Genomic DNA, 21,354 nt, shown 5'->3' on the forward strand with positions numbered 1-21,354 from the left:
GAATGGATAGGAGGCCAGATTCCATATGAAAGTGGCTGTATTTAGCCTTATGATGAATCTTCCCAATGCAGTAACAGGGGAGTCCTTGACCGCGCAGCAAAAGTTCCACAACGTCATCTCGCAGGCGGTCCTCGCCGAGAAGCTCGGCTTCGACGCTTACGGTGTGGGAGAACGGCACGGAGCTCCCTTCCTGTCCTCGGCGCCGCCTGTAGTGCTGACCGCCATCGCGTCCCGCACGTCCCGCATCCGCCTGCTGACGACGGTGACCGTGCTGAGCGTGCTGGATCCGGTGCGGGTGGCTGAGGATTATGCCACACTGGACCATTTGGCCGGCGGCCGGCTGGAGATGATCATCGGCAAAGGAAACGACCCCCGGCATTATCCGCTGTTCGGCATTATGGAGGAAGAGCAGTGGGATTCGATGGAAGAGCGGTACAGGCTGCTGAAACAATTGTGGACGGAAGAAAACGTCACCTGGGAAGGAAAGTACCGGCCGCCGCTGCGGGAAGTGACGACGTTCCCCCGTCCATATCAGGCCTCCATTCCGATTTGGCATGGCAGCGCCTCAAGTACACGCTCGACCGAGCTGGCGGCCAAGTTCGGGGAGCCGATTTTTTCCTCCAACGCCTTCCATCCGCAGGCCAAGTATAAAGCGCTGATCGATCATTACCGCGAACGTCTTGCCTATTACGGCCATGATCCCGCCAAAGCGGTCGTCGGCGCGGGCTCCGGGAGCCTGTACTTGGGAAATACGACCGAGGAAGCGATCCGGCGGTACCGGCCGTATTATACGGCCTTCAGCGCAACGGAATCGGCAAAGCATAACCAATCGCCTTTTCACAGCCTGGAGGATCAGATCGAGAACGGCCCGGCACTGATCGGCAGCCCTGAAAAGGTCATCGAGAAAATATTGAATTACCATGAAGCGTTTGGCCATACGGTGCTGAGCATCGGCGTGGATGGGCTGACCGAGTCGGAGCAGCAAGAGCAGCTGCAGCGGTTCGCGGAGGAAGTGCTGCCGGTACTCAGGCGCGAAATTCCGAGTCGGGTATGGGAGAGCGGACCGGTACTGGCCGGGGAAGAGACAGCGGTTTTATCCGAATCTTAAGCGGGTTGATCGGCAGTCCATAGACCCGGGAAAAGAGATAGAAAAAGTGCGTGAGGTAGTTACGCACTTTTTTTATTTTGATATTCAGTTGGTCATCACAAAGATCGGACGGAGGCAGGACATACGGTATGTCGCAGCGAATGTAGTGCACCAAAAATCATCGGAAGTCAGGAGTGATAACCGTGCCAAAGCCGTCCAGCGAGCATGTGGAGAATTTTCTGAAACAGCTGGATCATCCGCTTAAGCCTGAAATGGAGGAAGTTCGGAAAATCATATTGAACACGGATGAAGGGCTCTCCGAGCATATCAAGTGGAACGCCCCGAGCTTTCTCTACCAAAATGACGACAGGGTGACCTTTAATCTGCATGGAAAAGGATTTTTTAGGCTGGTGCTGCATCGCGGGGCGAAGTCAAAAGATCCTGTCGACCTTAGGCCGTTTTTCGAACATGCGCAGGAGCTGCTGGAATGGTCTGCGCCTGACCGGGCAACGATCCGATTTACCGGTATGAATGATGTCGAGTCCAAGCGGGATATGCTGCAGGCCGTCATCCGCAAATGGCTGGAGGTCTCCGGGTAACAAGTAAAAAAAAGAAAGAGGGCACTCCTCTTTCAATAATTCTTACAGGGGTACCCGGCAGGCTGCCCGTTACCCTGCCGCGGACACCGAGGTACCAAACTTTTGGAGTAGCTGACGCAGCTCATCCGGGTGGCTCAGCATGGGCATATGGCCGGACTCAAGTCGTTCGACGCGGGCGCCCAAATTTCCGGCCATCTTGTCCTGCAGACCTGGCTTTAGCTCCTGATCCTGACCAAGCTTGATGTACAGCGAAGGGACCTGAAGCCGGGAAGCAGCCTCTACCCGGTCCGTGTAGACCCGGATCGATTCGGGGGTAAACCGGCGGACGATTTCGTCGGCCTGCTCCTCAGTGAGACCGCTGCAGAGCCCGCGGCGGATGGCTTGTTCCGGAGGCTTGGTCCCGAACAAACGCATCATCAGGGGCAGCAGGAGCCGCTGCCCTGAAGGGAAGGCGGACGTGAACGATCCCCCGCTTGCCGGGATCACCGCTCCGATGGCGGCAAAACCGGCGACCCGGTCCGCCATTTCGTCGGCGATGCTCAGACCGAGTACACCGCCGAGAGAATGAGTGACCAGAATGAATTTTTCCACATCCCAGCTGCGGATCTGCTCCTTTACATGTGCACAATAATCCTTTAAGGACAGTTTGCTTGTTCCTCCGTTATTCGTTCCTCTGCCCGGATAGTCCACCGTCAGGCAAGGCGCCGGCAGCTCCCCTGCCACCCTGTCCCATATTTGGGCGTCCAGTCCCGCCCCGGGAATGAATACATATCCGATTGGTTTGCGATCCTTGAGAGCTTTTTCCATTTGAATCTCCTCCATGTTCATTTTTTAATGTAAAGCCGGCAGACGATGCTGTCAGCGCATTGGCAAATTTGCGGGCTGTTTGCCCTTCAACCCCATCATACCCCCACTTCACTGACAACTCCGGTCAGTGGAGATTTGTCGAATGGCCGTTTTCCTAAAATGATTGTCGATTCTGCGGCTTCCCTGATTCGCCATGTTCCGCGGCTGCTGGGGCTTGCCGCCAAATTTCACGGATTGCGTACATCGTTGTCACAGGTTTGCAATCTCCGGCCGGTAGGATAGGACTTATGGCCTGACCCCGAAAGTTGCGGGCTTGGGGAAAGGGAGGAGGACAAATGTGAAGAAAATGAGCGCACCCGCCATGAAATGGCTGAAGATCGTGCATATCGTATTGGTGTCCTTGTTTTTCGGTGGCATTCTGAGCTCGGTGGCCGTCAACTTTGCGCTGGGGTTAAACAGCTATGAAGATACGCTGAAATCTTATAAAGTCATCGTGCTCATCAGCGACGGTGTGATCCGGACGGGGGCCGTGGGGACACTGGCGGTCGCCTTCGTGTACGGCTTTTTTACGCCATGGGGCTTCTTCAGGCACCGCTGGCTGGCCGTGAAATGGATTTTGTTTCTGCTGCAGACGTTCATCGGCATTTTCGTCGTGGATAAGCTGATGCTTGCCAATCTCTATTTGCTGGAGACGATGGGGCCGGAGGCGCTTGAAGACCCTGGATTTCTCCGTAACCATGGTCTCAGAAATGCGTTCGTCTTCATTCAGATCGTTCTGACGCTGGTCATATTCGTCATTTCGGTCATCAAGCCGTGGAAAAAGAAACGAAAATAGTGTTCGATACGATCATTCACGCCTTACGCACGAAATATAACCCCTGTCCCTTCCGGCACAGGGGCTTTGCTCATTGGCAGGAAGCCGCGGGAGTCCGCTGGTCGCTTTCCTCCCCCAACGGTACTTCTGTGATTCCGTGATATAATGAAGGAACACGGCGGATGAGCCGCCAAAGGGATTGGAGGATGCGTATGTCCTACGAAGAACGTTTTCGGCAGTATATCCTGGAAAATGATCTTTTAATGAAAGATCTGGAACGGGTACGGGAGTTGGGGCTTCCGCAGTGCTACATCGCGGCCGGGTACGTCAGGGGGACGGTGTGGGACCGGCTGCACGGATTTACGAACCAGGCAGCCCATACCGATATTGACGTTATTTTCTATGATCCGGGAGATCTGTCGGAGGAACGCGAATGGCTGCTGGAGCAGAGGCTGATCGAACAAACCGGGAATGATAAATGGTCTGTTAAAAATCAGGCGCGCATGCATATCCGCAACGGCAATCCGCCTTACGTTTCCTCGGAGGACGCGGTCAGCTGGTGGCCGGAGACGGCGACCGCAGTAGGCGCAAGCCTGAATACCGGGAACAGGCTGGAGATCTTGGCCCCTTACGGGCTGGACGATCTGTTCGGCCTCGTCGTACGCAGAAGTCCCCGGTTTGAAGATAAAGCCTACTATATCAGCCGGGTACGGTCGAAAAACTGGAAGCGGCAGTGGCCGCAGCTGACCATCCTCGAGGATTAGGGATAAGGCTGACCGGAACACACGGCCCCCAGTCCTTGCGGGTGTCAGGGTTGACCGATATAATTAAGGGCAAGTTGCATTCAAGGATTTGGAAGGAGAAGGTGGAATCCCATCGTGGAAAGCAATCATAACGGGAAACCGTTCATCTATTCCTCCCGCAGCCCCGAGGATACGGAGGCGCTGGCCGCGTGGCTGGCAGGCGTAGCGGAGCCGGGGACCGTGATCGGCCTGGACGGCGATCTTGGGGCGGGAAAGACCGCCTTTTCGCAGGCGTTTGCCAGGCATTTTGGGGTGCAGGACGTTGTAAACAGCCCCACATTCACCATTATTAAGGAATACGAAGGGCGGCTGCCCTTTTACCATATGGATGTCTACCGGGTGTCTCTGGAGGAGGCCGAGGATCTGGGACTGGACGAGTACTTCTTCGGAAACGGCGTCAGCCTGGTCGAATGGTCGCAAATCATCGAAGAACTGCTGCCGGACCGGCATTTGCATATCTACATCGAGACTGTCGGCCTCACGGAGCGAAGCATTACGGTCCGAGGGTATGGGCAGCCTTATGAAGAATGGGTCGGCAGTTTGAACAGAAATGGAGTCGTATCAACATGAATAACGAGAATTCACAGCCGCTGCGGCGGTTTTTGGCGCTGGACACCTCGACGGCCTGCCTGGCGCTGGCGGTCATGGAGGACGACTGCGTGCTCCATACGATCGAGGCTTCAGGCGAGCGGAATCATTCGGTCCATCTGCTGCCTTTGATCCAGAAAGGCCTCCGGGAAGCCGGCGTGGAAGCATCCCAAGTCGACGGCGTCGCTGTGGGCGTTGGCCCGGGTTCTTATACCGGAACCCGGATTGCCGTCACGGCCGCCAAGACGCTGGCCTGGGCCTGGAACGTGCCGGTCGCCGGCATTTCCAGCCTGCATGCGCTGGCCTGGAGCGGACTGATGGCCGGCCCGGACTCACAAGCCCCAGGCGGAACGAGCTGGGTCATTCCGCTCGTGGACGCCAGAAGAGGCCAGGCGTATACGGCCTTGTTTGCGGCCGGGCAGGCGGGCATCCCGCAGCGGAAGAAGGACGATGCCATCCGGCTGATGCAGCCGTGGGTGGAGGAGCTGGAGCAGCTCCTCTTGTCCATGCCGGAGGAAGAATGGCCGGCTGCCGTCCATTTTGTCGGCGAGATCGGCAATCACCAGGAGTCGGCGCTGCGGCTGCATTCCATGCTGGGAGACCGGCTTCATCTGACTTCCTGCGATATGAAAGGGGAGCCGGTAGGAAAGCTTGGTGCGGACCGCCTCCTCCGGGGAGAGCGGGATGAGCTGCACGCCCTGGTGCCAAACTATACGCAGCTTGCCGAAGCTGAAAAGCTCCTGCGCAAGCCGTGAAGGGAGTCTTTTGACAATCATGGAGCAGGAGATCAAACAGGACGCGGAAGGATTAACTTTCCGTCCGATGACATTAGAGGATATACCCGCCGTGATGGTGATCGAGCATGACGCATTCACTCTGCCCTGGACGGAGGAAGCGTTCCGGAACGAGCTGACGCATAATCATTTTGCGCGTTATATGATGATGGAATGGAACGGGGAACCTGTCGGATATGCGGGGATGTGGACGGTCATTGACGAAGCGCATGTGACGAATATTGCCGTTTTGTCCCCATACCGCGGCCGCAAATGGGGAGAGCGCCTGCTGCTTGAACTGATGAAGACAGCTTCGCAGCTTGGCATGAAACGGATGACACTCGAAGTCCGGGTCTCTAACCGGGTGGCGCAAAATTTATATATGAAAATGGGATTCGAGCCGGCCGGACTCCGAAAAGGGTATTATTCGGACAACCAGGAGGACGCGATGATCATGTGGGCCGAGCTGTTTCCGGACCGCAGTCAGAACGCCCGCGGCTAGGAAGGAAAGTACACAAATGAATCAAGCCAACATACAATCACAACCATGCTATATTCTGGCGGTGGAAACGAGCTGTGACGAAACGTCCGCCGCGGTGGTCAAAGACGGCAAAGAGGTGCTCAGCAACCTGATCGCCAGCCAGATCGAAACCCACAAGGCGTTCGGCGGCGTCGTGCCGGAGGTCGCTTCCCGCAAGCATGTCGAGAATATTACGCTGATGCTTCAGGAAGCAGTGCAGGCCGCGGGCATCACCCCGCAGGACTTGTCGGCCATTGCCGTCACCCAGGGCCCCGGCCTCGTCGGGGCTTTGCTTGTGGGTGTCGTCGCGGCGACCAGTCTGGCGTTTGCGCTCTCGAAGCCGCTCATCGGCACGCATCATATTGCCGGCCATATTTACGCCAACAACCTGGTGGCCGACCTGAAGTATCCGTGTATGGCGCTGGTAACTTCCGGCGGGCATACGGAGCTGGTCTACCTGGAAAAAGAGGGCCACTTCGAAGTCATCGGGCGCACGAGGGATGACGCGGTCGGCGAGGCGTACGACAAAGTGGCGCGGGCGCTCGGCTTCCCGTATCCGGGCGGCCCACACGTGGACCGTCTGGCGCTGGAGTCCGAAGAAGCCATTCCGCTTCCGCGGGTCTGGCTTGAGCCGGACAGCTACGATTTCAGCTTCAGCGGCTTAAAATCGGCGGTGCTGAACGTGGTGAACCAGCGCAAAATGCGCGGGGAGCCGGCCGCGGAGGGTGCGATTGCGCGCGGCTTCCAGGAATCCGTCGTGGAAGTGCTCGTCACCAAGTCGATCCGCGCGGTGAAGTCTTATCATGCGAAGCAGCTGCTGCTGTGCGGGGGCGTGGCGGCAAACAAGGGCCTGCGGGCGGAGCTGTCCCGCCAGTGCGAGCAGGAAGGCATCGAGCTGATTATCCCGCCGTTCAAATACTGCACTGATAATGCGGCCATGATCGGTGCCGCTGCTTATTTGAAATGGAAGGAGCAGCAGTTCGCCGGTTTGGACCTGCGGGCGATGCCGCAATTTTCGCTGGAGGAATGGTCCGTCCGCGCTTGAAAGCCGAGCCGGCCGTACGTTTTCCCGATCATGAGTTCCGGCCTGAGCCGGAGGGAAATCAGTAACATAAACCTTGTGAATTATGAACAGCCTGTTGTCTCGTTGATGAGACGGCAGGCTGTTTTGCATCTTTGACGGTTATGACGGTTGTTGTCCAACGATAGGGGACGAAAAAGCCGTTATGCCGTCGAAGTTTCTTGTCATTCTGTCGGAAGAAACGGAAAATCGGCTTGGATAGGACCTACTTTGGAGCTATATCTTAGGACCTGGTCCTTGTCAAGATGTGGACAAGGTTATCCACATATTCCACCGAAATTGTGCACAACCACCTGTTTCTTAATGAAATCGCTGGTTTATAGGGGGGTGAAAATAGGGGATAGGTTTTTCACAGGTTCCCTGTGGGAACTGTGGATAATGTGGATAATTTGGTGGATAAAGATGGATATTTTACAAAGAGGCGCATTTGCTCAACAAAAAATGGCCCTTAAGGCCATCCTTTGTTGGAAGTTATGCACTTTTTTTGGGGATAAGGCTGTGAATAAGTGGAATCTTAACGTCAAAACTTTTTTTGTAAATTTGACAAAAGTTCGAACATTGGAGCTTCCGCCGGCTCCATTTGCGGAAAATCGGCTTACTCCGCGGCCAATGTTTCCCATTCGGCATAAATCGTTTCCAGCTGGTTTTTCTTTTCCTCCTGCTGCTGCTGATGCTCCTGCAGGGCGACGTAGTCCTGGTAAACCTCCGGCTTGGCCATTTCCGCGTCAAGTTCCGAAATTTCTTCCTCCAGGCTCTGGATCTGCTCCTCCAGTGCGGCAAGCCTGCGCTGCCGGTTCCGCTCTTCGCGCTTGGCCTGCTTGTCGGCCTCAAACGAAGATACGCCGGATTTATCGCTGTTATCGGTTGCTGCCTCCGGTTTGGAGGGGCTGTTCTTCGTTCCGGCTCCACCTGCCTGTTCAAGCGCTTCTTGGCTGAGTTCCTCCAGCTCCTCCTTTTTCGCTACATAGTCGTCATAGTTGCCGAGGTAATGCTCGGTCCCTTCGGGATGAAGCTCAATAATGCGTTCGGCCATTTTGTTCAAGAAGTACCGGTCGTGCGAAATAAACAGCAGGGTGCCTTCGTAATCGATCAGAGCCGATTCCAGCACTTCCTTGCTGAAGAGATCCAAATGGTTGGTCGGCTCGTCCAGTATAAGCATATTGGCTTCCAGCAGCATCAGCTTGGCCAGCGATACCCTAGCCTTCTCGCCGCCGCTGAGCGCAGCGATTTTCTTGAGCACGTCCTCGCCGCTGAACAGGAAGTTGCCGAGTACGGTGCGAATCCGGGCTTCCTCCATGTGCGGGTAGGCGCTCCAAAGCTCCTCAAGCACGGTATTGGAAGGATTAAGGTTGGTCTGCTCCTGGTCGTAATACCCGATTTTGACCTTGGTCCCCCAGTGGATCGCTCCGGTCTGCGGCTGGCTGGTTCCGATCAGGCACTTGAGCAGGGTCGATTTGCCGATCCCGTTTGGCCCGATGAGCGCGACCGTTTCCCCGCGCCGCAGGTCGAAGGATACGTCCTTAAACAGCGCCTTCGGCGGCTGGAACGACACGGACAAGTCCCGCACCTGCAGCACTTCCTTGCCGGACATGTACTCGACCTCGAAGGAGAAGTGGGCTTTCTTCAAATCGCCCAGCGGCTTGTCCATCCGGTCCATTTTCTCGAGGGCTTTGCGCCGGCTCTGGGCCCGTTTGGTGGTCGATGCGCGGACGATGTTGCGCTGGATAAAAGCTTCCATCTTGGCGATCTCGTCCTGCTGCTTCTCATACATCTTCATCTGGGATTCGTACTCGGCCGCCTTGAGCTCCATATACCGGCTGTAATTGCCCGTATACCGCTTGGATTGATGCCGCTCGATCTCGACGATGGTCGTCACGAGGCGGTCCAGAAAATACCGGTCATGGGATACGACCAGCAGCGATCCGGAATACGCGCGCAAATAATCCTCGAGCCAGGTCAGCGTCGCAATGTCCAGGTGGTTGGTCGGCTCGTCGAGCATGAGCAGGTCCGGGGCCTGCAGCAGGATGCGCGCCAGCGCAAGCCGCGTCTTCTGCCCGCCGCTGAGCGTGGCGATCGGAGTCTCCGGCGCAAAGCTGCCAAAGCCCATGCCGTGCAGCACGCTGCGGATCCGCGTTTCCATTTCGTAGCCTCCGTGGTCCTTGAACCAGTCCGAACGGGAAGCATAACGGTCCAGCAGATCCTGGTATTTCTTCGGATTATCCATGACCGCCGGATCGGCAATCTGCTGCTCCATCACCCGGAGCTCTTTTTCCGTCTCAATTAAAGGGGTGAACACATCCAGCATTTCTTCCCAAATGGTACGGTCGGATTGCAGCCCGCTGTTCTGGGCGAGATACCCGATTGTCGTTTCCTTCGATTTATAAATTTGCCCGCCGTCATAGGACATTTCCCCTGCCAAAATTTGCAGAAGGGTCGACTTGCCCGCGCCGTTGACGCCGACGAGGCCGATACGTTCCCTCTCCTGAACCTGCAGGTTGATGCCTTCCAGCACGGGAGTGATACCGAATAATTTTTTGATTCCGCTCGCTTGAAGAAGCATGTGACGTTGCAACCTCCATCTATCATCTTAATAAAATCAGTTTACATGAAATACTGAGAATGCGCGACTTGCAGTGCAGGACTTCGGGACAATCTTGGCGAAAGAGAAGCAACAGTGGTAAGATAAGAGCAAATCTACGGATGCAGGACTGAAAATCGAAAGCGTCGTTGGATGCCACAGGGGGCGGCTTGGATGAAAGAAGAGAAGGCGCGTCTTCGCTTTGCCATGCGGCAGGTGCGGGATGGTCTGCCGGAAGAGGAGCGGAGACGCGCTTCCGATCAGGCCTGCCGTCATGCATCGGCGTGGATGGAAGCGGCTGGATGCCGGAGCGTGATGGTGTACGTTCCGTTCCGCAGCGAGCTGGACACGCGGCCGCTGATCGAGCGGGCCTGGCTTCGGGGCGTGGATGTGTATGTCCCGCGCTGCCATCCAGGGGATCGTTCCATGACGATTCACCGGCTGCGGCGGTGGGACGAGCTTCAGGCCGGCGCATACGGCATCCTGGAGCCGGACCCCGAGCGGGTGCAGGCCGAGCAGGACGGGATGCTGCCGGATGCGGTGCTGGTGCCCGGTCTCGCTTTCGATCTCGAAGGTGGAAGACTCGGGTACGGTGCGGGTTACTACGACAGGCTTTACGAACGATGGAGCGCTGCGGCCGGGGACGGTGCCATGCCTCTGTGGGCCGGGATCGGTTTTGCGCCGCAGGTCGTGGACCGCGTCCCCATGGACGAGAACGACGCCCGTCTTCAGGTCCTCATAACCGACCAAGGGATATACACGATGAACAAGGGGGCTGACGATGGATCTGACGCATTTTAACGAACAAGGCCGGGCCAAAATGGTAGACGTCTCGGAGAAGGACGTCACCTCGCGTACGGCGGTGGCCCGCACGACGGTCACGATGGCGCCGGAAACGCTGGCGCGCATCAAGGAAGGGCGGATCGGCAAAGGAGACGTACTCGCCGTCGCTTCCGTTGCCGGCGTCATGGCGGCGAAGAAAACGTCGGATATCATTCCGATGTGCCACCCACTGCCGCTGACAGGCATTGATATTCATTTCAGCGATAACGGAAATGATGAACTTTATATAGAAGGAACTGTGAAGACTACGGGCAAGACCGGTGTCGAAATGGAGGCGCTGACCGCCGTATCGGCTGCCGCTCTGACGGTCTACGACATGTGCAAGGCGCTGCAGAAGGATATGGTCATCGGTCCGACCCGGCTGGAATCCAAGACCGGGGGCAAGAGCGGCGACTACAGCCGCGAAGCTTGAGTATAGTCGAAGAAGGACCTGCTCGGATCAGACGGTTCACAAGGATAAGAACTTAGGGTTAAAGGAGGAGGGGTGATCTTATGGTGTGGAGAACAGCGATCCTGACGGCAAGCGATAAGGGAGCCCGAGGTGAACGTGAAGATACGAGCGCACAGGTCATCCGGGAGCTGGTGGAGGAGGAATTGGGCGGGGAGATCGTGGAATACCGCATCGTTCCCGACGAGCAGGATGATATTATCGCGTCGCTCATTGAGTTAACCGATTATTTCCAGGCGGACCTGGTGCTCACGACCGGAGGTACGGAGCTGGCGATCCGGGACGTAACGCCGGAGGCCACCCGCCGGGTCATCGAGCGGGAGGTGCCGGGCATCGCGGAGGCGATGCGGGCAACCGTCATGCAGAAGAACCGCGCGGCGATGCTGTTCCGCGGCATTGTCGGCATCCGCGGACGGACGCTGATCGTCAACCTGCCGGGCTCGCCCAAGGGCGTGCACGAGCACTTGGCGGCCATTATGGACCAGCTGCCGGAAGCGCTGCTGATGGTGACCGGGCAATACCGCCAATAATCCAGCATTTACCTGACTTTTTTCAAAATTGTCACACTTATTTGATATTGTAATGATCCGTGATATGGTATGATGGCGATGTGGCAATTTTATGTCATAGCTGTGAACAAGCCCAATCGACATGCAAACATCCATCAATGATCTGCTTTACTCGGACACGGTGTGTTACATATCCGGATTTTGGTTAAGAGTAAAGTACAGAGAGGAGAATACCATATGCTGAGTGGAATCGGTGTGCCAGGCATTATTTTGCTGGTCATTTTGGCATTGCTGCTGTTTGGACCCAACAAGCTCCCTGAACTCGGACGGGCCGTCGGCCGCACATTCCGCGAGTTCAAGGACGGTGCCCGCGATATCATCGGCGAAGACGATCAGGCGCCGCGCAAGAGCGAGCCTAAGCCGCTGGCCGCAAGCGAAACGCAGCCTGCACCTGTGCAGAGCAGCGCTGCCCAAGATAAGCGCCTGCCGGAGTGACTTCAGGGAGAAGTCCAGGCAGTCCATATCCATCCCTTCCTTGCGGGGAGGGATTTTGTTTTGTCCGGAAGGCTTAAAGCGAAGGAAGGTGACCTCATCGTGGAAAAACAGGAAGAAATGTCGATCGTCGAGCATTTGGGCGAGCTGCGCAAACGGATCATTTACGTCCTCGTTGTGCTCGTGCTCGGGCTTGTGGTCGGCCTGGTCTGCGCCAATCCCATCTACCAGTACCTGATCAGCGTCGACTCGGCCAAGGATTTCGAGCTGCACGCATTTTCCTTCTGGGACGGGATCGGCATGTACATGAAGATCGCCATGATCGTATCGCTTGTGGCGACGATTCCGTTTACGGCGTACCAGCTGTGGGCCTTCGTCAGCCCGGGGCTCCGCGAAGTGGAACGCAAGGCCGCGCTGCGCTATGTGCCTTACGTATTTCTGCTGTTTCTGGCCGGACTTGCCTTCGGCTATTACGTTGTATTCCCGATGGCGCTGGGCTTTACGACCCAGGTGACCGAGTCGATGGGACTGAAGGAGACGTACGGCATCTCCCAATACTTCAGCTTTTTGTTTACGCTGGTCGTACCGGTGGCGCTGCTGTTCGAGCTGCCGATCATCGTCATGTTTCTGACCAAGCTGCGGATCCTGAACCCGCTGCGGCTGCGGAAAATGCGGAAGGTCGCCTATTTCGCCCTCGTATTTATCGCGATCGTCATTACGCCGCCGGATTTCATTTCGGATTTTCTCGTGACGATTCCGCTGCTCGTGCTGTATGAGTTCAGCGTGTTTTTATCCTCCGTCGTGTACCGCAAGCAGCTGGCCGCGGATGCGGCGGTGGAGGCGAGATACCGGTTCCCGGCCGAACCGCAATAACAGGACACAGGCATTCTTTTTCTGGACGGAAAAAGGATGCTTTTTTCTTTTCTTCGAAAACGGGCATTTCTTTTTCAGGAATCACGGAAAACGGCATATTTCGGATTCCGGTGGATACAATGATGGAGGGTGTCTTATTCGCTGCGGAGGCCTGTGACAGGCTTGTCCGGTGCAGGATGGGACGGGTTCGGCGGACGTGCTATGAAAAGTGTGAAGTTCTTAGAAAAATGCTTCAAAGAGGACTTGAAATCTGTTCCCAAGTTGAGTATCATAAAAGTGGTTGTTAGCACTGAACGTTGTCGAGTGCTAACAAGAATCGTCAACCAGACTTTAACCGCAGCACAACATACTAAATAAGGAGGCTATTTTTCATGATCAAACCTTTGGGTGACCGCGTTTTGGTAGAACCAATCCAACAAGAGGAAACAACTTCGTTCGGGATTGTCCTTCCGGACTCCGCCAAGGAAAAGCCGCAAGAAGGCAAAATTATCGCTGTTGGCAGCGGAGCCGTTAAAGACGGGGCACGCGTTCCTTTGGAAGTCAAAGAAGGCGACCGTGTGTTGTTCTCCAAATATGCCGGAACAGAAATCAAATATGAAGGTAAAGAATATTTGATTATGAAAGAAAGCGACATACATGCAATCGTAGGCTAAGCGACTTTTTGATCCGGCGAGGATTGAATTTTCGGCGAAGAGCCTGAACATATGAGCAACATCTATATCATTTATGGGAGGTTTTTATCAACATGGCAAAAGATATCCGTTTCAGTGAAGACGCACGCCGCTCCATGCTGCGTGGTGTAGACGCTTTGGCTAACGCTGTAAAAGTGACGCTCGGACCTAAAGGCCGCAACGTCGTTCTGGAGAAAAAATTCGGCAGCCCGCTCATTACTAATGACGGTGTGACGATCGCTAAAGAAATCGAACTGGAAGACGCTTTTGAAAATATGGGTGCTCAGCTCGTTAAAGAAGTAGCAACCAAAACCAACGATGTAGCCGGTGACGGTACGACGACCGCTACGGTTCTGGCTCAAGCCATGATCCGCGAAGGTCTGAAGAACGTAACTGCAGGCGCTAACCCGATGGTTGTCCGCAAAGGGATCGACAAAGCGGTTAAAGCGGCAGTTGCCGAGCTGAAGAACATCGCAAACGAAGTTAAAGGGAAACAAGAAATCGCTCAAGTCGCTTCCATTTCCGCAGCTGACGAAGAAGTGGGCCAACTGATCGCCGAAGCGATGGAAAAAGTGGGCAAAGACGGCGTAATCACCGTTGAAGAATCCCGCGGATTCGCTACAGAGCTTGAAGTCGTGGAAGGTATGCAGTTCGACCGCGGCTACATTTCCCCATACATGATCACCGATACGGATAAAATGGAAGCTGTGCTTGAAAATCCATATATCCTGATCACTGACAAGAAAATCAGCAACACGCAGGAAATCCTGCCGCTGCTTGAAAAAATCGTTCAACAAGCCAGACCGCTTGTGATTATCGCCGAAGACATCGAAGGCGAAGCTCAAGCGATGCTGATCGTGAACAAACTGCGCGGCACGTTCAACGCGGTAGCCGTTAAAGCTCCTGGCTTCGGCGACCGTCGCGAAGCGATGCTGCAGGATATCGCTGCCCTGACTGGCGGCCAAGTGATCACCGAGAAGCTCGGCCTGGATCTGAAGAGCACATCCATCGAGCAACTGGGTAACGCCCGTCAAGTGCGCGTAACGAAAGAAAACACAACCATCGTTGACGGAAGCGGCGAGAAGAGCGACATCAACGCTCGTATCTCCCAAATCCGTTCGCAGCTGGAAGAAACGACTTCCGAGTTCGACAAAGAGAAACTGCAAGAGCGTCTGGCTAAACTGGCTGGCGGCGTAGCAGTTATCAAAGTCGGTGCTGCAACCGAAACCGAACTGAAAGAGCGCAAACTGCGCATCGAAGACGCCCTGAACGCAACCCGCGCTGCGGTTGAAGAAGGTATCGTATCCGGTGGCGGTACAGCTCTCGTGAATGTATACCATGCGGTAGCTGCTGTTGACGTGACTGGCGACGAAAAAACAGGCGTGAACATCGTTCTGCGCGCTCTCGAAGAGCCAATCCGCACGATTGCTGCCAACGCTGGTCAAGAAGGTTCCGTGATCGTGGACCGCTTGAAGAAAGAAAAAGTGGGCATCGGCTACAATGCGGCTACAGACGAGTGGGTGAACATGTTCGAAGCAGGTATCGTTGACCCTGCCAAAGTAACGCGTTCCGCGCTGCAAAATGCAGCTTCCGTTGCGGCTATGTTCCTGACAACAGAAGCCGTAATCGCCGACAAGCCTGAACCTGAAAAGGCTGCTGCTCCAGACATGGGCGGCATGGGCGGAATGGGCGGCATGATGTAATATAAGGCTCCCAAAGCCTGCAATAGCAATAAGAGAAAGGCTCCCGCTGAGGGAGCCTTTTTTCATAAAATCACGAAAAAATCAAAAAATCACGGCGTTGGGTTTTTGTCGTGATCAAACTGGAAATTTAGGATGTCACCGAAATGGACCCTTATCTTCTCGTTGGCATCCTTTTTCATCTTCTCTGTACGTGTGTATACGTTACCGAAATGGTAAGGAACGCTATTTTAATGCCCTCGTGAGTGTTTGGGGCTTTATTTTTCGAATCAAGAACCCAAGGGAGAAGGGCATGGATGAGCGGATCAGTTTGCTCTTAAAAACAGTATCCACAGCCCATTTGATATTTGAATCTCACTGGATTCGTGGTGGTAATAAATACGTCCGCAATGAGGTTGAATTTACCCTTTTTTGTTTCTAGAAGTTGCGTTCATTGCATTCTCCGTTATTTAGCCGTTCAACTATCTGTGTTAATTATTAATAATTTTGAAATTGAAAAAAGCATCCGAATAACGAATCCTTTTTCATGCGTTTGTTGCTATGATTTTTTAAAAATGCAGACCACCGTTAAGAATGAGATTTGAAGCGAGATCGTAATTAATAATGAAACAATAAGGCCAGTATCACCTGCACCGCTTACTGCTGCCAGGGTATAGCAAACAATTACGCTAATTATTACGCTAAGTAAGAACGTAGCAAATCTTCTCATCAAATCAAAACACTCCTTATGTGTAGCAACAAAAGTAAAAGAGCGGATTTTTTACATACTATATCATAAAAGTAAAACCACAGAGTCACAAACACCTGTAGGCTTATTTTTACATTGACTTACGAACAATTCTAATATTTTTTGACCTAGCGATACACCTGCTCATCTTATAAAATGGTCTGTAATAGCATTTATTGGATTATATGTAAAGGCTGGAATCGTTCTGCTCGTATTTAAACCAGTAAATTACCATCATAGGAGACCGGAAAATGAAACTCATAGGGTTGATATTATTAGGTTGTGTAATTTCTTACATTTTAGTATTGTTGGGGCAAGTAGGATTTATCATAGGGGTGGGACTGTTCATTGGTTTCTTCCTTAGATTATATCTGATGTTTTTAGAGATACGTAAAGAAATTTCTAGGCCCAATAATAATAGCTAGGTGTTGTTTGCTTCCTTGTTGTACCACTAATGGTACTGCAAGGAGGCATTTTTATTTAACTATGAAGAGTGGACTCGTTCTCTTTTATAGCAGTAAGCCTATTAAAAGAGCTGCCTAGCGGCAGCCCTTCGATCCTCAACATAGCGTTTAACCTTCCCCTTTTTGAATCCACTCCCCGAACTGTTTCATGGCTTTCTCACTGTGCACGTATTTGTACTTTTTGCCGTCGTCGTAATGGAAAATCGCTGCGCTGTCCTCGTCGCCTTCGATTTCGGACGTGATCGATAGTATACGCTGGGTGTCGAGCAGCTTGAAATTGCCTTGGTCGTCTTCGGCGGGAATCGCCTGTTGCTTTGGTTCTTCTTCCATATTCATCGTTGCAGCCTCCATAGGTCGTTTGGTTTTATTGTACCCGAATGGAAAGCGATTTGCATTTTTCTATGATGCAGCCATCGTTGTGCCATAAAATATAAGACCTTTCGCAAATGATGGATGCGGAAGGTTTTTTAGCTTCGGCCGTTTCCCATGGATTCGAGCAGCAGCTGTTTGAAATTCCGGGCTGCTGCCGGGAGATATTGATCCTTCAACGTGATGATAGCTGTGTCCGATTCAATGGGCGGAGCAATTTCAGCATGTCTCACCCGCTCCAGACGGAGCAGCAGAGCCGAGCGGGGAACGACGGCGATCCCGATGCCGGATTCGGCGAGGAGCATGAGCGTCGATACGTCGGGGCTCTCGCATACTATGTTTGGTTCCAGCCCCCTGATTTTGCAAATGTCCATAAACCGGTGGTAAACTCCGTAGTCCCCCTGTCCGCGCAAAATCAGCAGTGGATGGCAGCATAACTCCTCGACCGCAAGGATCGGTCCATCCAGCGCTATGGAGACCGGCGGAATCGCTACCAACGGTTCGGTATGCAGCCGGTCAATCGATACCTCCGGCGTATAGGCGCCTAAATCGGACTGCAGGGGAAGCCTGACGAGCCCCAGTTCAATTCTTTTTTGCTGAAGCAGCTCTTCCACCCGATAGGAATCATCCTCCCATAATCGGAAGGTCACCCGGGGATAAGTTTGCTGGAACTGTTTGACGACGGAAGGCAGGTAGGGAACGCAGGACATGACCGTACCGATGGATAGCGTACCGCGCATACCTTGTTCCTGATCATGAATTTCCGCCACCATCCCGTCAATCGAGTGGAGCACCTCCTTGGCTCGTTTATACAGCGTCCACCCGGCCGGCGTAATCTCGAATTTTTTGTTTTCGCGTTCGATCAGGGTCACACCCAGTTCTTCCTCCAGGGATTTGAGCTGAATGCTCAATGGAGGCTGGGCGATGTGCAGCCGCTGCGCAGCGCGGGTAATTTGTCCTTCTTCGACGATCGTCACGAAATAGGCCAATTTTTTTAAATCCATATTCTCGTACCTCTTCACCACATATGTTTTTTATATTGTAAACCACCTTAATATATATTTTACATATAAAAGAGCTCGGATGTAAGCTTTGTATGCAGACATTTTAAAGTACTCGGGAGGTCAGGCAATGAAAACAATTCAAGCAACCGGCATCGATTTTCGGGGATATATCGAGGCCTTGGAGCAATACGGCGATATGATCAAGATCGAACAGGAGGTGGATTGGAATCTGGAAATGGGAGCGATGATCCGTTACGCCTATGAACGGCCGGCCCCGGCGCCGCTGTTTTGCAAGATCAAGGACAGCGCCCCTGGATTTCGCGTGCTGGGTGCGCCAGTCGGTCTCAGTCCGAATGAACGTCATCCTTTTTTGCGGATCGCGCTTTCACTGGGGCTCCCCGCCGAGACGGCTATTGCGGAGCTGGTTGAGGCTTGGTCCCATCTCCCCGAAGCCAAACCGCTGCCGCCGCAGGAAGTGCCGGAGGGGCCGTGCAAGGAGAAGAAACTGTTCGGGGAGGACATCGATTTGACGAGCCTTCCGGTTCCGTACCTGCATGTCGGCGACGGCGGCCGCTACATCAACACATACGGCATTTTGATCGTACGCTCGCCTGACGGATCCTGGGTGAACTGGTCGATTACGCGGGTCATGCTGCATGGCAAAAGGACGATGGCCGGCGTTATCGTGCCATCCCAGCATATCGGCAAAATATACGAGCAGTGGAAGGAGATCGGCCAGGACATGCCGTATGCGCTTTGTCTCGGCGTGGATCCGGGCATCGCCATGATCGCCGGATATCCTCTGCCTGACGGCGCGAACGAAGCCGATTTGCTGGGCGGATGGTACGGCAAACCGCTTCAAGTCGTCGGCTGCGAAAGCCATGATCTTAAGGTACCGGCAAGCAGCGAAATCGTCATTGAAGGCTTTGTATCCTTGAATGAGACCGTACCTGAAGGTCCGATGGGGGAGTATGCGGGATATACGTGGGTAGGGCACGAGAAAGAAGTGCCGTGTTTCCGCGTTACGGCGATGACTCACCGTCTTGACCCGATCATGCCGGCGGTGGCTGCAGGGATGCCGCCCGAGGAGAATCATACGAACTGGGGCGTCGCGATCGCCGCAAGCATTCAGCATGAACTGCGGCGCCATCGCTTGCCTGTCCGCAGCTGCTTCATCCCGTTCGAATCCGCGGTCCATTGGCTTGTCGTGACGGTAGATTCCTCGGGGGCATATGCCGATTCGAAGGAACTCGCCCGCCGAATCGGAGAGGTAGTGTTCGCCTGCCGCGGCGGCTCCTACATTCCGAAAATCATCGTCGTGAACGATGATATCGATCCCAGCCGGATTGACCAGGTCGTCTGGGCGGCGGCCACCCGCTGCCATCCGGACAGAATCCTGCATTTTGCCGATCAGCCGGTCCTGCCGCTTGTCGCTTACCTGGATCAGGAGGAAAAACGAAAGGCTGCGACGACAAAGATCGTATACAATTGCCTTTCTCCGAATGAATGGCCGGATGGCTATGCACCGCTTCAAGCCTCCTTCGCCGGTTATCCGGAGGAAATACGCAAGCGCGCCATTCGTTTGTTTGCTGCCGCCGAAGGAACTTCAGCACCATGATTCATCAAAAGAAATGAGTGAAACTTGCATTTACGGATGCGAAGGAGAGAGGGCTTATGAAAATCATCGTGGGCATGTCCGGAGCGACGGGCGCGATATTCGGCATCAGGCTGCTTCAAGCGTTAAAGGAGGCGGGCGTCGAAACGCATGCCGTAGTCTCTCCTTGGGCGGCTGCAAATATCCGGCATGAAACCCCCTACACGGTAAAAGAGGTAGAGAAACTTGCGGATCAAGTGTACGGTTACAAAGATTTGGGAGCGGCTATTTCAAGCGGATCGTTCCAGATGGACGGCATGATCGTAGCGCCCTGCAGCATGAAGACGCTCGCCTCCATCCGCATGGGATTAAGCGACAACTTGCTCACCCGGGCAGCCGACGTCATTTTGAAGGAACGAAAAAAATTGATCCTGCTTACGCGCGAAACGCCGCTGAACGATATCCATCTGGAGCATATGCTGGCGCTGTCCCGCATGGGCACGACGATTATGCCTCCTGTGCCAGCCTTTTATAACCATCCGGCGGCCATTGAGGACCTGATCATGCATATCGTGGTCCGTACGGTGGACCAGCTCGGCATATCTTTACCGCAGGGGAAAAGGTGGCAGGGAATGAGAGAGAGGTAACACCGAAGATAGCGAATAGTCCACTCCCATGATGTGCATTGGACATATACATATGTCATATACACATATTCCTAATTTTTTAAGGGAAGGGTGCCGCAAATGAGAAAAGGAGGAAAAACGAAGCGCACATATGTAAAGAAGAAAATAAAATGCATCGGCGCGAAAAGAATCAAAAGGGCCGTCGTTTGCAAAAAGGTGAACCCTAAAAGAAAACGGAAGATCCGTTTGATGGATCAGCATGCCTTACAAGCGGCAATCGAGGAAGCCAAGGCACAAATCAAAGCAGAGCTGGCGCTATTAACCGGGATGCAGGGCGATCATGGTCCTCGGGGGGGACGTGGGACGGATGGTACGGCAGGACTGCCCGGGATTCCCGGACCGCAAGGCCTACAGGGGGTGCAGGGCCCTCCCGGGACGTCAGGTCTGCGCGGGCCGGAGGGGCCGCAAGGTGTACAGGGTCTCCCCGGACAACCGGGTGACCCTGGCCCCCAAGGAGCATCAGGGATGCAAGGGGCACCAGGCGCACCGGGCATTCAAGGGCCGGCTGGTCCGGAAGGACCCGAAGGTCCGCAGGGCCCGCCTGGACCCGTCGTTATACCAGGAGTAACTGTGCTGCCGACGGCCGCCCGTTACTTTTATGAGCCGGAGACCGATCTGGATTTAACCGCGTCAGCCGCGGTTGCGGCGAGCCAATTCACGAATGATGAAGGCGATGCGGTTGCCGATTTTTCGACGCTTGGTCCCAGCAGTTTCAGCAACCTCTATATCAATGGGATCATCCAGCCGGGGAATTCGTACAGTATCAATCGGTCGGAACTATATTTTCCACCGCAAAGCACGACGATATATGCGGGGACTCCCATTGTTTTGGAAACGGTGCAGTTAACGGCGAATATTACAGTCTAGCACTTTTTCGTATTTTCTCCCAAGCCAATCCTATCCTTCTTGCATTTAATAGGGTAGAGGATCCGATGGTTTTCAAAGATTTTGGTGTGAAAACCTATATGATCCTCAACCAAGAAGGGAGGGGAGAATATGCCCATCGTAACCCCATATCAGAACAGCGTGAGATTCACTTCGACCATTGGTGCAGGTACAGGAACCGGAGCGACCTTCGCTATAGCCGCAACGGCCTTCACCAATGACGCTGGAGTGGCTGCTACGGCATTTCCGGGGACGTTCAACTACTACAACCTTTATTTGAATGGTTTGATGCAGACGGCCGACGTTTCGTCAGTGACAACAACGACGCTTACCATTCCTGGAGGCGATGTGTTGGACCCCGGCACCCCGGTTGTCGTTCAGTTTGTTGTTTCTTGATCAGACGAGGACTAACGGATGACCCGGAGGTCCTCTTTGCATT

The 21,354-nt window shown here is 54.1% G+C and carries 23 protein-coding genes; 19 read left to right on the top strand and 4 right to left on the bottom strand.

Annotation, left to right across the window (positions count from 1 at the left end; genetic code table 11):
* The first annotated feature begins 25 nt into the window (after window positions 1-25).
* Window positions 26-1,108 carry an LLM class flavin-dependent oxidoreductase gene (locus tag KI379_RS00705; protein WP_212982413.1) on the top strand — a complete coding sequence of 361 codons (1,083 nt, stop codon included), beginning with the start codon at window positions 26-28 and terminating at the stop codon, window positions 1,106-1,108.
* Window positions 1,109-1,290: 182 nt separating this feature from the next.
* Window positions 1,291-1,686, top strand: coding sequence for a DUF1801 domain-containing protein (locus tag KI379_RS00710; RefSeq protein ID WP_244867652.1), 396 nt, complete (start codon window positions 1,291-1,293; stop codon window positions 1,684-1,686).
* Between the two features lie 69 nt (window positions 1,687-1,755).
* On the opposite strand, the gene KI379_RS00715 is transcribed toward KI379_RS00710, so the two are convergent.
* Window positions 1,756-2,493: an alpha/beta fold hydrolase gene (locus tag KI379_RS00715; protein WP_212982415.1), complete on the bottom strand. Its 738-nt coding sequence runs from the start codon at window positions 2,491-2,493 to the stop codon at window positions 1,756-1,758.
* A 346-nt stretch (window positions 2,494-2,839) separates the two neighbouring features.
* Between KI379_RS00715 and KI379_RS00720 the strand changes: the two genes are divergently transcribed.
* From KI379_RS00720 to tsaD, 6 genes are all read left to right on the top strand, one after another.
* A complete protein-coding gene (locus KI379_RS00720) occupies window positions 2,840-3,328 on the top strand; it encodes a DUF2269 family protein (protein WP_244879338.1) in 489 nt (162 codons plus the stop codon).
* A 191-nt stretch (window positions 3,329-3,519) separates the two neighbouring features.
* Complete coding sequence (locus KI379_RS00725) at window positions 3,520-4,071, top strand: nucleotidyltransferase family protein (RefSeq protein ID WP_212982419.1); 552 nt, start codon at window positions 3,520-3,522, stop codon at window positions 4,069-4,071.
* Between the two features lie 114 nt (window positions 4,072-4,185).
* Entirely contained in the window at window positions 4,186-4,680 is a 495-nt protein-coding gene (gene tsaE / locus KI379_RS00730; protein WP_076174948.1) for a tRNA (adenosine(37)-N6)-threonylcarbamoyltransferase complex ATPase subunit type 1 TsaE, read from the top strand.
* Complete coding sequence (gene tsaB / locus KI379_RS00735) at window positions 4,677-5,453, top strand: tRNA (adenosine(37)-N6)-threonylcarbamoyltransferase complex dimerization subunit type 1 TsaB (protein WP_212982421.1); 777 nt, start codon at window positions 4,677-4,679, stop codon at window positions 5,451-5,453. The genes tsaE and tsaB overlap by 4 nt, the downstream gene beginning before the upstream one ends.
* A gap of 19 nt (window positions 5,454-5,472) precedes the next feature.
* Window positions 5,473-5,973, top strand: a complete 501-nt coding sequence (rimI, locus tag KI379_RS00740; RefSeq protein WP_089549944.1) for a ribosomal protein S18-alanine N-acetyltransferase — start codon at window positions 5,473-5,475, stop codon at window positions 5,971-5,973.
* Window positions 5,974-5,989: 16 nt separating this feature from the next.
* Complete coding sequence (gene tsaD, locus KI379_RS00745) at window positions 5,990-7,036, top strand: tRNA (adenosine(37)-N6)-threonylcarbamoyltransferase complex transferase subunit TsaD (RefSeq protein ID WP_089549945.1); 1,047 nt, start codon at window positions 5,990-5,992, stop codon at window positions 7,034-7,036.
* 631 nt (window positions 7,037-7,667) lie between these two features.
* Here the strand turns inward: tsaD and KI379_RS00750 are convergent.
* Window positions 7,668-9,632 carry an ABC-F family ATP-binding cassette domain-containing protein gene (locus KI379_RS00750; protein WP_212982423.1) on the bottom strand — a complete coding sequence of 655 codons (1,965 nt, stop codon included), beginning with the start codon at window positions 9,630-9,632 and terminating at the stop codon, window positions 7,668-7,670.
* A 192-nt stretch (window positions 9,633-9,824) separates the two neighbouring features.
* Here KI379_RS00750 and KI379_RS00755 point away from each other — a divergent pair, with 192 nt between their 5' ends.
* The 7 genes from KI379_RS00755 to groL all read left to right on the top strand — a co-directional run bounded on the left by KI379_RS00755 (window position 9,825) and on the right by groL (window position 15,189).
* Window positions 9,825-10,451, top strand: coding sequence for a 5-formyltetrahydrofolate cyclo-ligase (locus tag KI379_RS00755; RefSeq protein WP_244879157.1), 627 nt, complete (start codon window positions 9,825-9,827; stop codon window positions 10,449-10,451).
* Window positions 10,432-10,905 (top strand): cyclic pyranopterin monophosphate synthase MoaC, encoded by a 474-nt coding sequence (gene moaC, locus KI379_RS00760; RefSeq protein ID WP_076174931.1) that lies wholly within the window; start codon window positions 10,432-10,434, stop codon window positions 10,903-10,905. The genes KI379_RS00755 and moaC overlap by 20 nt, the downstream gene beginning before the upstream one ends.
* A gap of 80 nt (window positions 10,906-10,985) precedes the next feature.
* The gene (locus KI379_RS00765; protein ID WP_076174928.1) at window positions 10,986-11,471 is read left to right on the top strand and encodes a MogA/MoaB family molybdenum cofactor biosynthesis protein; all 486 of its coding nucleotides are present in this window, start codon (window positions 10,986-10,988) and stop codon (window positions 11,469-11,471) included.
* A 219-nt stretch (window positions 11,472-11,690) separates the two neighbouring features.
* Window positions 11,691-11,945 carry a twin-arginine translocase TatA/TatE family subunit gene (gene tatA, locus KI379_RS00770; RefSeq protein WP_089550499.1) on the top strand — a complete coding sequence of 85 codons (255 nt, stop codon included), beginning with the start codon at window positions 11,691-11,693 and terminating at the stop codon, window positions 11,943-11,945.
* A gap of 96 nt (window positions 11,946-12,041) precedes the next feature.
* Window positions 12,042-12,815 (top strand): twin-arginine translocase subunit TatC, encoded by a 774-nt coding sequence (gene tatC / locus KI379_RS00775; RefSeq protein ID WP_089550500.1) that lies wholly within the window; start codon window positions 12,042-12,044, stop codon window positions 12,813-12,815.
* A gap of 371 nt (window positions 12,816-13,186) precedes the next feature.
* Window positions 13,187-13,468, top strand: a complete 282-nt coding sequence (gene groES, locus KI379_RS00780) for a co-chaperone GroES (RefSeq protein ID WP_076174926.1) — start codon at window positions 13,187-13,189, stop codon at window positions 13,466-13,468.
* Between the two features lie 92 nt (window positions 13,469-13,560).
* Window positions 13,561-15,189, top strand: a complete 1,629-nt coding sequence (groL, locus tag KI379_RS00785; protein ID WP_076174923.1) for a chaperonin GroEL — start codon at window positions 13,561-13,563, stop codon at window positions 15,187-15,189.
* 1,296 nt (window positions 15,190-16,485) lie between these two features.
* On the opposite strand, the gene KI379_RS00790 is transcribed toward groL, so the two are convergent.
* Entirely contained in the window at window positions 16,486-16,713 is a 228-nt protein-coding gene (locus KI379_RS00790) for a hypothetical protein (RefSeq protein ID WP_089549950.1), read from the bottom strand.
* Window positions 16,714-16,844: 131 nt separating this feature from the next.
* Window positions 16,845-17,750: a LysR family transcriptional regulator gene (locus tag KI379_RS00795; RefSeq protein ID WP_212982427.1), complete on the bottom strand. Its 906-nt coding sequence runs from the start codon at window positions 17,748-17,750 to the stop codon at window positions 16,845-16,847.
* A 127-nt stretch (window positions 17,751-17,877) separates the two neighbouring features.
* Here KI379_RS00795 and KI379_RS00800 point away from each other — a divergent pair, with 127 nt between their 5' ends.
* The 4 genes from KI379_RS00800 to KI379_RS00815 all read left to right on the top strand — a co-directional run bounded on the left by KI379_RS00800 (window position 17,878) and on the right by KI379_RS00815 (window position 21,311).
* Window positions 17,878-19,368: a UbiD family decarboxylase gene (locus KI379_RS00800; protein ID WP_212982429.1), complete on the top strand. Its 1,491-nt coding sequence runs from the start codon at window positions 17,878-17,880 to the stop codon at window positions 19,366-19,368.
* Between the two features lie 56 nt (window positions 19,369-19,424).
* Window positions 19,425-19,991: a UbiX family flavin prenyltransferase gene (locus KI379_RS00805; protein WP_212982431.1), complete on the top strand. Its 567-nt coding sequence runs from the start codon at window positions 19,425-19,427 to the stop codon at window positions 19,989-19,991.
* A 228-nt stretch (window positions 19,992-20,219) separates the two neighbouring features.
* On the top strand, window positions 20,220-20,897 hold the full coding sequence (locus KI379_RS00810) for a DUF4183 domain-containing protein (RefSeq protein ID WP_212982433.1): 678 nt from the start codon (window positions 20,220-20,222) through the stop codon (window positions 20,895-20,897).
* A 129-nt stretch (window positions 20,898-21,026) separates the two neighbouring features.
* The gene (locus KI379_RS00815; RefSeq protein ID WP_076174904.1) at window positions 21,027-21,311 is read left to right on the top strand and encodes a DUF4183 domain-containing protein; all 285 of its coding nucleotides are present in this window, start codon (window positions 21,027-21,029) and stop codon (window positions 21,309-21,311) included.
* Window positions 21,312-21,354: the final 43 nt, after the last annotated feature.

This window comes from Paenibacillus cineris (genome assembly GCF_018333335.1).
In the GTDB taxonomy this organism is placed as follows: Bacteria; Bacillota; Bacilli; order Paenibacillales; family Paenibacillaceae; genus Paenibacillus_AQ; species Paenibacillus_AQ favisporus.